At 58.2% G+C, this 10230-nt stretch carries 8 protein-coding genes; 2 read left to right on the top strand and 6 right to left on the bottom strand.

The genetic code is table 11. From position 1 onward, the window contains the following. Positions 1-143: 143 nt before the first annotated feature. The 3 genes from Q0J54_RS11265 to Q0J54_RS11255 form a co-directional block, all read right to left on the bottom strand. Positions 144-680, bottom strand: coding sequence for a hypothetical protein (locus Q0J54_RS11265; RefSeq protein WP_296305777.1), 537 nt, complete (start codon positions 678-680; stop codon positions 144-146). A gap of 74 nt (positions 681-754) precedes the next feature. Then, on the bottom strand, positions 755-1606 hold the full coding sequence (locus Q0J54_RS11260; protein ID WP_296305775.1) for a hypothetical protein: 852 nt from the start codon (positions 1604-1606) through the stop codon (positions 755-757). Positions 1607-1638: 32 nt separating this feature from the next. Beyond that, on the bottom strand, positions 1639-2121 hold the full coding sequence (locus Q0J54_RS11255; protein WP_296305773.1) for a PAAR domain-containing protein: 483 nt from the start codon (positions 2119-2121) through the stop codon (positions 1639-1641). Here Q0J54_RS11255 and Q0J54_RS11250 point away from each other — a divergent pair. Next, positions 2120-2464, top strand: a complete 345-nt coding sequence (locus tag Q0J54_RS11250; protein WP_296305771.1) for a hypothetical protein — start codon at positions 2120-2122, stop codon at positions 2462-2464. The genes Q0J54_RS11255 and Q0J54_RS11250 overlap by 2 nt on opposite strands. 175 nt (positions 2465-2639) lie before the next feature. Here Q0J54_RS11250 and larA read toward each other — a convergent pair whose 3' ends face one another. The 3 genes from larA to Q0J54_RS11235 all read right to left on the bottom strand — a co-directional run bounded on the left by larA (position 2640) and on the right by Q0J54_RS11235 (position 7980). Then, positions 2640-3938 (bottom strand): nickel-dependent lactate racemase, encoded by a 1299-nt coding sequence (gene larA, locus Q0J54_RS11245; protein ID WP_296305769.1) that lies wholly within the window; start codon positions 3936-3938, stop codon positions 2640-2642. A gap of 108 nt (positions 3939-4046) precedes the next feature. Beyond that, complete coding sequence (locus Q0J54_RS11240) at positions 4047-5033, bottom strand: hypothetical protein (RefSeq protein WP_296305767.1); 987 nt, start codon at positions 5031-5033, stop codon at positions 4047-4049. A 205-nt stretch (positions 5034-5238) separates the two neighbouring features. Beyond that, positions 5239-7980, bottom strand: coding sequence for a pitrilysin family protein (locus Q0J54_RS11235; protein WP_296305765.1), 2742 nt, complete (start codon positions 7978-7980; stop codon positions 5239-5241). Positions 7981-8170: 190 nt separating this feature from the next. Here Q0J54_RS11235 and Q0J54_RS11230 point away from each other — a divergent pair, with 190 nt between their 5' ends. Further along, positions 8171-10096 (top strand): methyl-accepting chemotaxis protein, encoded by a 1926-nt coding sequence (locus Q0J54_RS11230; protein WP_296305763.1) that lies wholly within the window; start codon positions 8171-8173, stop codon positions 10094-10096. Positions 10097-10230 lie beyond the last annotated feature (134 nt).

The following is a 10230-nucleotide window of genomic DNA, read 5'->3' as shown; positions in this document are numbered from 1 at the left end:
GAGGATTCGTCATAAGCACATCCTTGTAGAATTGATGCGCTTCTTATAACATAAATCTCGTGTAAACACTACCTAAAAAAAGACATATTTATTCTCATAAATAACTATTTGTAATCCTTAACAAGGCTGTAACTTACCTCTATTTATTTACAATAGAGTACTTCATCTTTTGAAATTTCCATATTATTTTTATCTTTTTTATATTTTTCATATATATCTTGAAGACACTTCATCTGCCTTTTCATTTCATTAAAACAGGTTATAGATATCGAAAGATTGTGTTCTTTCTCATATTTATAAAATGCTATACCCAACTGATAATTCTCCAAAGCAAACAATACATCCATTAGGCATATATATTTTCTTCTTGAAATTTCCATTAGATTTGCCTGAGCAGCGCTAAAAAATAACAGTACTTTTGGATAATATAGCGCAGCCTCATAATAATACCGATATGCTTGTTCATATTGGCCATCTTTCATGAATTCATTTGCTTTTTTTTGAAGGGAAGTCATATATTCAATTGATATAGACTTTTCTTGAGGATCATTTAAAATATTTTCAAGAGTTTTAGAAAAAAGCATAGCACGGTATTCTGGACGTATTTCTTCTATATCTCTGTCAAGGCTATGAGTATAAACATTCTTAACTACTATATCATTATCAATTTCTTGAGCCATACTACAAACACTAGTAGAAAGAAATAAAAAAACAAAATAACATATCTTATTTATCATAACAAATTTTCTCATAGCTAATATGAAGAAAGGGGATGAGGTTTTCTATTGCTTGGTTTCTGATTAGCATCTTTTAAAACAATTAGTTTGCCAATATACTTACCTCCTCCTGGAGTATCTGTTATATTGCCATCACTCCGGCAGTGTATAATTTTGTGGTATAGAGACTCCCAATTATTAATATTTGTGACAGTCACACATCCATCAGAGATATGTCCCATATGTAAATAACGTGTATTTTCTTCAAATTCGATAGGAAACCATACTAAATCAAATTGTCCATTCTTTTGATCTTGACGATAAAATCGAGAATATTCACCTGAATGCGGATAATCAGGAGCCATAATATTGTAAGTTCCAACTGGCAAAGGGTTATTTTTATAATGGCCCACCAAGTGTCTAGTAGACAAAGTAATAGGTATAATTAAGTTTTCATATTTCAATTCCCCTGAACATTGTATAAGCTCTTCATTATTACGCTGCACAGAGTAAACATACTCCTCAAAAGAAAAGTTTTGTATTTTAATTGTTATGCCTCCACTTCTTTGACCTCTAAAAAAATGTTCAATTGCTCCACTTTCTTTCATACTCAATATTTCCCCTACATGCCCAGAATTTCCATCCAAAAGATAAAAAAATATTCTCCCGTCTCTTTTCTCCAAAAGTTTTATCTTGGTATATTCGCATAGAGAAATACGAACCTTCGATGAATTTAAAGCCTCAACCCAGCCGTCAGAAGGTGGAGCAATTCGCACATAACGAATACCTTCATCAACACGAATAGACGTAATAGATGTATGTGTACTATTAGTTTGAGAACTACGCCTATTTTTTTGAGTAAAGAATGGGGTAACATCATCTGTTTGCATAATATTCTCCATATACATTTCTATTTTAGTCTTTAAGCAATGAAACACTCAATATTTTCAGGTTCATCTGTATAGACTCGAACTGTCTTTCCATCGTGATCAGTTTTACCTTCATAGATATTGCCTTTTTGTGTAATAATACGATATTCAACACCAATTAAAGGCTCACCTGTCATATCACTTATTACACAAAACTGTTCAGAGTATTTCCCTACTCCAGAAAAGGTCTCAACTAATTTTCCTGATAGCGGAATATTAATAAATACATCAGGAGAACCAGACGTAATCTCTGCTCCACATGCAGTTTTTGAACCAACATGCGCCACGAGAACATCATTACCAAAAACATATGGAGCGCCAGTTACAATAGGGTTTGGGCCATGTACTGGACAGTTATAGATACTTCCAACAAGGGCAATCGGGCGGTTGTTGGCCCTAATAATGGGGCTCCCATCAATAATAGTGCCACCGTGACTGCCGGTATCTCCAACGCGTGCAACGGGCTTTCCAGACATGACCAAACCTCTTCTTTTATATGTTATGCTATTAGAAAAATTCTTGCAATTACATACCATAGGGAAGGAATTTTTAAATTACAAGCAGATAGATGCACACTTTGGGACCGCAAGCTACTTTTGCCATGCTGGCTGTCCGGGGGAACGCGGACTCAATGAACAGACAAATGGGCTTCTTCGTCAATTTTTTCCCCGGTACAGGAGTTTCAAGGGGATAACGCAAAAAGACATGGAGAGGGCGGTGGCACTCATCAGCCACCGCCCGCGCAAGAAGTTCGGTTACAAGACAACTGTGGAAAAAATGAGGGAAGACGAGGTCTTCTTTGTGTCAACTTTCGTTTGACAATCTGCCTGGAGGGGCTCGCCCCTCTCACCCCCTGCCCCATCTCTGCTGTCGATGCCCGTAAGGCTCCTGGCCCTGCGGGCCGCCATTCGGTCGCCCGCCGGAAGGCGACCACGCCCGGATGCCGGGCTGAAGTCGCCAGCCAGCGACACGCGGAAGAAAAAACAAAAAACCCCTACCCGGCGACACGCGGCAGGGTCACGGCGCCCTGCGGCATGACCGTCGTCGGCACGGCCAGACTGCCGCCGTGGAAACCGGCGGCCAGCTCCAGCGCCTTGTCCAGGCCGGGCACGATATGCAGGCGGGTGGAGGCGAAGAGGGCCGGATCCATGTCCGTCACGAGGATGACGTTATGGCGTTCCGCGGCTTCGGCCAGCAAAAAGCCCACATACCCCCCGATGGAGAACGTCTCCCGCAGGGCGGCTTCGCGTGCGTGGTGATCAGGATAGGCGGTGAGCTGGCGTTCCGTCTCGGCATTACCGAAGCCGTCGGGGTTGCGGGCCAGCAGGATCATGGTACCGCCCTCCTCAACGGCCGCCAGCGCGTTGCTGAGGAGCTTGATCTCCTGAAAGACGTTCATGTCCCGGGGCGCGCCGCCCGCGCTGGCCACCACCAGCGGCGTACGGCGGGGGATGTCCACCCTGTCCATGCGTTCGACCAGCGCGCAGGCCGCGCGGTGGGCCGCCAGCCACTGGCCGGCAAAGGCGGCGATGATCTCGGCTTTGGCGTTGGTGATGACGTTGAGGCTGAAACAGGGCGCGAGCAGGGCCGCCCCTTCCGCCAGATCGGCCTGAAAAACATTGTCCTCAAGGATGCCGGCCCGCACCAGCGGATTGGTGCCGCTGTCCGCCGCGGCATTGAAGGCCAGATGGTGATGGCGCTGGATGGTCTCGTACCCGCAGATGCCGGGAACCAGCATCTTGGGGCCGCCGCCGAAACCGGCGAGGAAATGGAAGACCACGCCGCCGCACAGGATGATCCTGTCCGCTTCCACGGCGGTCTTGTTGACGATGATGGGCGTGCCGCGCGAAGTCGTGCCCACCTGGACGAGGTCGGCCTCCTCGCGGCACTGATGATCCACGATGCGGATACGTCCGGCCACGTCCGCGGAGACGAGGCGGGCATGTTCTTCCGGGGTATGGCGGCGATGCGCGCCCGTGGCCACCAGCAGGGTCATGTCCGCGTCGGGGATGCCGCAGGCGCTGAGCGCGGCCACCACTTCGGGCACATAGATGTGCGGCGACTGCCAGAGGCGGGAAATATCGGGGATGACGATGCAGACCTTTTCCCCGGGCTTCACGATGTCGCCCAGGGCCGGTGAATCCACGGGCTCGCGCAGAGCGCGGCGCACCACCTCCGCCGACGGCAGCTGCGGCAAGTCCACGGCATTGGGCAGCACTTCGGCGGCAAGGCAGCCGTCAGGCACATCAAAAAAGCATTCGCCATCGCCGTATTTCAGGGCATGTCTGGACATGAGCAAACTCCGTCGCTGAGGTGAAAGAAAGGACTATCCAAGCCGACGATGCGCGCAATGTCAAGCGGATGCGTCTGCCACGAACGGCGGACGGGCTGCTGAGCGGCGTCAGGGACGAAAGACGCCGTATGCGCTATCGACGGCCCGCTGCCGTGCCGTCCAGCGGTCAAGCGCGGGGATGCCCCCGCCGTCATCCAGCTCGAGCCAGTGGATGGGGCCTTCCCGCAGCGGCATGACCGCGTGACGGGTAAAACGCATGTGGAGATCGGCGCTCATCGCGTGCCGGTCGCGGCTCACGTTCACGCAGCGGGCCGCCGCCAGCAGACAGACTTCCCCCGTATGCGCATCCGCAAGGACGAGATGGAGCAGCATGAGCGTCGAGGCGTCGATGTGCACATCCTTCAGCAACGGATCATGGTGCAGGCGCACAAAGGCCCCGCCGGCGGAGATGTCCACGAGCTCGGTACGGGCTTTCATCTCCGGAGCATAACGGGCAATGGAGTGCAGCATCATCGCGCCTTCCGTCGGCAGGACAGGCGCAAACCAGAAACAGACTGTCCGCAGATCGGACGGCCTCGGAAACAGGCGGGCATGCCGCCGCAACTCCCGCTGTACGCCGCGAAACGGCGTCTTGAGGCGCAGCGTCAGCAACTGTCCGCCGCCCTCCGGCCAGGCAGTGCCCGCTTCCTCCGCCAGCGGCGCGACATCCAGGACGGACGTCCGGCAGTAGAAGCCGAAGCGCCGGCCTGTCAGCCGTTCCTGCGTCGTCAGGCGCAGATCGCCGGCCGAAAGCGGCAGGCGCAGGTCGGTCCCCCCGGATGGCTCGCCCTGGGGCTCCCGCACTTTGAAGTACAGGCTGCATTCCTGCGGAACGGACGGCGGCAGGGAGGCCATCCGGCACAGCAGCGTGATGCTGTCCCTGTCCATATGCAGGAGGCGGCTCTCCACAGGGCCCAGCTCCCGGGGACGAGCGGGATAGCTCAGGCAGATGGACGCCCGCTGCTGCAGAGCGCACAGCAGCGCCGTGGTGATGGGAGGACACCAGAGGCAAAGACTTTCGTCGTCTGGCGATGAGGAAATCTGCTGTGTCGTCATGCGGTTACCTGTCACTAAGATGTAGCCCATGCCGCTTGCCCTGTAAAGACGCTCCCCACGGCCGCGACGAATGACGCAGGCGCGCGCCGCTCCCCTGCGCTCACCGGAAAGGCGACCTCCGCCGCGGCGGGAAGCCTGCGGCCGGAACGAACGACGCCCCGACAGGGCGTCGGGGCGTCGTTGCCTCAGATGGTGAAAATGACGCCTAGCGGGGCGCGGCAGCCTGCCCTTCCGGCTTCGGAGCGGCGGGCGTGGCCGGGGCGACCGCCTCCGGCGTCAGCAGCAGTTCACGCCAGGCGTCGGGAGCAAGATACTTGCGGGCGGCCGCCTGCACGTCCGCGGGCGTAAGGCGCGCGGCCTTTTCCAGCACGTCCCGCCGGAAGGTCTCCGGCAGGCCGAGTATGGCCAGAGTGGCGCTTTCCGTGGAACGGGCCCCGAGACTCTGGCGGCCACGGTAATACTCCCCTTCCAGACGGTTGATCCCCTTTTCCAGCAGGGCCGCGGGCAACGGCTTTTGCCGCACGTCCTCGATGATGGCGGCAAAGCCCTTGCGCGCCTGCTCCACCTTGTCGGGCGTCGTCCCGATATAGAAGGCCATGAGCCCGGCTTCCGGCAGACTCTGATAAAAGGAAGTCACGGTATAGCCGAGGCCCTGCTCATCCCGCATCTTGCTGAAAAGCAGGCCGCTCTGTCCCGACAGGATGGCGTCCAGCAGCATGAGGGCGGGCGCATCGGGATGATCCTGCGGCACGGTGGGGAAGACTTGCAGCAAATAGGCCTGATTGCGGCCCGGCGCATGGATATCCAGCGTCTTTTCCTCTGTCCAGGCAGGGCTGTTCACGCTGCCGGAGGAAGACGAGGCCGGAACGGGCAGCTGGGCCGCCCAGGTCCTGACCTCTGCCGGATCAAAGTCTCCGGTAAGGGTGAGCACCCACGGCAGGGAGGCCTGATGCTTCCAGTAATTCACCAGATTTTCCCGGGTGAAGCTGTCCAGGTTCGCCGGCGTGCCGAGACTGTCGAAACCGTAGCAGTGCTGCGGGAAGAGGAAGGGACGCACCCGCGCAAAAAGCAGGGCCTGCGGATTGTCCTGCCGCCGGGCCAGCGCGGCCTTCATGTTCTGCACCTGGCGTTCCATGTCCTTCTTTTCAAAGCGCGGCGAGCGCAGCATGCTGTCCAGCTGCTGGAAATACTCGTGCGTAAAGCGGGCCGGGCCGCTCATATCCACGGCAAAGGTCTGAAGGCCCGCCGAAGCGGAGAGCTGGGCCGCCCGCTCGGAAAACCAGCGCTCCACATCCTGCGCGTTCTTATCCCCGTAACCGTCCGTCAGCGTGCGGGCCGTCAGCTCGGCAAGCCCCTGATGCTGCGGCACGAGCAGGGCATTGCCCCCGCCCTGACGGAAACTGAGCGCCACATACGGTACTGTGGCATCCCGCTGCAAGATGAGCGTGCGCCCCTGGCCGAGGTCGATGGTCTGCGATGCGGCCGCGCCGCTTTCCGCCGTCCAGGCGGCGTCATCGGTCGCCTTCGTCTGCCAGTTGCGGTTCAGCATGGCTTCCAGATCGGGTATCCGGGCATCCTGCGGCGCAAGGACGCGCACCCGCACCCGGTCCGGCCTGATCCACTGCCGCGCGGCGTCCGCGAGACGCAGGCCATCCACCGTGGACAAGGCGCTGCGCAGATTGCGTTCCCCTTCGCGTCCGCCCAGTTCGAACTGTACCGTCCCCCGCCACGAGGCCAGCCCGTTGAGGGTCTCCCCGGCACGATCCACGGCATCGGCCAGATTGAAGCGGGCGCGTTCGATGGCGTCGGTCGGGAGATCCTTGCCGTTCAGCCCGGCAAGATCGCGTGTCAGGCCATCCCAGAAGGTCTCAAGATCGTTTGCGTCCAGCGTGGCCGTCAGATAGACGAGGCCGGCCCGCCGCAGTCCCATATTGCCTGCGGCGATGCTGTCCACGAGCCGCTTTTCGTACTGATATTTGCGGTAGAGGGTCGATGTCCCGTCCCCGCCGAGCACATAGGTCAGCACATCCAGGTCCACGGAGCGGATGTCGGGCAGACCCGGCACAGGCAGGGCCAGACCCAGATAGACCTTGCTCCACGGCCCGCGGATGACCTCCACCCGAGGGCCGCCGGGAGCGCGCGCCAGATCCACCGGCGCGGGGGCCGTCAGGTCGGCGGTATTCTTCAGCCCGCCGAACAGCTTTTCGGCATGGGCAAGCACCTGCTGGGGGTCGATGTCCCCCGCCACCAGCAACAGCATGTTCTGCGGCTGATACCAGGTGGCGATATAGTCGCGCAGATCCTGTACCGTAATGGCCCGGATGGTCTCCTCAAAGCCGATGATGGGCCGCCCGTAGACGCTGTTTTTCAGCCCAGCCACCTGAAGGGACTCGAACAGACGCCGGCGCGGATCGTCATCATCTCCGTGCAGTTCGGAGATGATCACGTTCTTTTCGCTTTCCAGCTCATCCGCATCCAGCGTGGCGTTGAAGGCCATGTCCCGCACCACGTCCATGCCGGTCCGCCAGTGCCTGGCAGGCATATCCGTCAGATAATAGGTCATGTCGAAGGATGTGGCGGCATTGAGGTAGCCGCCCAGTTCCTCCACATCCTGCGCGATCTGCCCCTTGGGACGGTTCTTTGTCCCCTTGAAGACCATATGCTCGAGCACATGGCTTATGCCCGCCTGATCGGGGCGCTCGTTGGCCGAGCCCGTGCCCACATAGAGACGGGTGCAGACCAGCGGGAAACGTGCATCCTTGATGATATAGACCGTGAGACCGTTTTTCAGGCGAGTCAGCATCTCCTCACCCTGTTTCAGTTGCTGGACGGCGGCAGCGCCGGCGTTGCCGGACGTTTCGGATGCCGCGGCGGCCTGGAGCGGCATCGCCAGGAGCCCGTACGCCAGGCAGACGGTCAGCCAGCCTGTCAAAAAGTATCTCGTCATGTTTTCTCCCCGGCACGCAGTGTGCCGTCAGTGTTGGAACGTCTCATCTTACCTGCGCCCCGCCATGCTGGCAAGCGCCGGCTCGCCCCAGTTGCCACGAACGCTCTAAGACTCTTTGCCGGAAGGCCGATAAGTTTATTTTGGAGAATGCGGCACGCCTGCCCGTGCCGCTCCCTTCGGAGGTAAAAGAATGAAACTGGCCGTCAAACTGAGTCTGAGCGTTGCCCTGAGCGCCTGCGGCGCCATTGTGCTGGCCCTGCTCTCGTATCTGGGCGCCGATGCCATCCGGCAGTCGGTCGCCGACGTTTCGCGCACCGTCATGCCGACCGCCGCCGCATCCGGGCATCTGGCGGCCCTGCTGGGCGATCTGCGCGCCGTCGAGCTGCAGATCGCCTTCGCCCCGACGGAAGACGCCCGGCAGGAGGCGGCCCGTCAGGGGGACACACTGCTTGAAGAATTGCGCAAGGCCATCGCCGCCTTCCCCGTGCAGGCCGACCGCCCCGCGGACGCGGACGGCACGTCCCCCGTGCAGCAGGCCGTCACGCTTGCCGAAGAGCTGCGCCGCAGCATGTCCGTTGACGTCGCGGCGGAGGAGTCCGCCTACCCCCGCTACTGGGGCATCGGCAAGGCCGCGCTCGAACGCTACATGGACGGCTTTGCACAGGTCGCCACCCTGCGGGATCAGACTGCGCCGGGAAACGAGCTCCAGCAAATGGTCTTCGGCGCGAACGGCAGCAGCTATACGGCGGCCCGCAACCTGCTTGTGGAGCTGTTCGCCCGCAGCAACCGCATCGCCGAAGAACGCGCACAGGCCTCCCTGCACAAGGCGGAAGTCACCCAGTGGTACATCCTGCTGACCCTCGGCATCACGGTGCTCGTCACCGTGGCCTTCACCGCCTGGATCATCCGGGACACCCTGCGCAAGCTGGGCAAGGACCCGGACGAACTCATGGCCGTGACCGACCTCATCGCCCAGGGACGGCTGGATATCGCCGACGACGGCGAATCCTACGGCGTCTTTGCCAATATCATCAAGATGTCCATCAATCTGTTCGAGCATATGCGCAAGGCGCAGGATGAGGCCTACAAGGCCTGGGAAGAGTCCGCCCTGGCCCAGGAAGCCATGCAGAAGGCCGAAGAGGCGCAGGCCTACGCCGAGCGTGCCCGCAAGGAAGGCATGCTCAACGCGGCCACACAGATCTCCACCATCGTGCAGGCCCTGACCGCCGCCATCGAACATTTCTCCCAGCAGATCACGCAGGCCCGGGAGGGCTCCTCCACCCAGGCCGCCCGCATCACCGAAACGGCCGCCGCCATGGCGCAGATGAATACCTCCGTCGCCGATGTGGCGCACAATGCCGACGCCGGGGCCGAAGCCGCCCAGGATACCCGCAGCAAGGCCGAGCAGGGACGCGAGACCGTCAATCGCTGCGCGGCCAGCATCAATAACGTGCGCGACCATGCCGCCGCCCTCAAGGATGATATGGAAGCCCTGGCCAGACATGCCAGCAGCATCGGCGAGATCATGGGCGTCATCAGCGATATCGCCGATCAGACCAACCTGCTGGCGCTCAATGCGGCCATCGAGGCCGCCCGCGCCGGCGATGCCGGCCGCGGCTTTGCCGTGGTGGCCGACGAAGTACGCAAGCTGGCCGAAAAGACCATGTCCTCCGCCGGGACCGTGCATACCGTGGTGACCAGCATCCAGCAGAGCACCCGTACCAGCGTCCAGCAGATGGAAGTCTCCATGAAGCTGGTGGAAGAATCCACCGAGCTGGCCGCCGCCTCGGACGCCGCCCTTGTGGACATCGTCACCACCATCGGACGGGCCGTGGATCAGGTGCGGGCCATTGCCGACGCCAGCGAACAGCAGTCCACCTCCAGCACGGCCATCACCCAGAACATCCAGCACGTCAGCGACATCGCCGAGGATAATGCCAAGGCCATGCTGGATGCCGCAAACAGCCTCCTCGAAGTTATGGAACAAGTCCAGATCCTGCGCGATCTGGTGGACGAGCTCATCGAAAAGTCCGGCGACAGCCGCAAGCACGCCCAGACGGATGCCCCGGCGGGAACACAGCCGGAAATGCCGGCGGACGTCAAGCCCACCGCATGACGGCATTGCCCCACAGGCAGAAAGACGTTTTCTGCGGGGGAAAGGAGGGAGCTTTTTGAGGCAGATTGTCAAACGAAAGTTGACACAAAGAAGACCCCGTCTTCCCTCATTTTTTCCACAGTTGTCTTGTAACC

It is taken from the genome of uncultured Desulfovibrio sp., assembly GCF_944324935.1.
Taxonomy (GTDB): Bacteria; Desulfobacterota; Desulfovibrionia; order Desulfovibrionales; family Desulfovibrionaceae; genus Desulfovibrio.
Note: the sequence above shows the minus strand (reverse complement) of the source record. Positions and strands in the feature narration are given on the sequence as shown.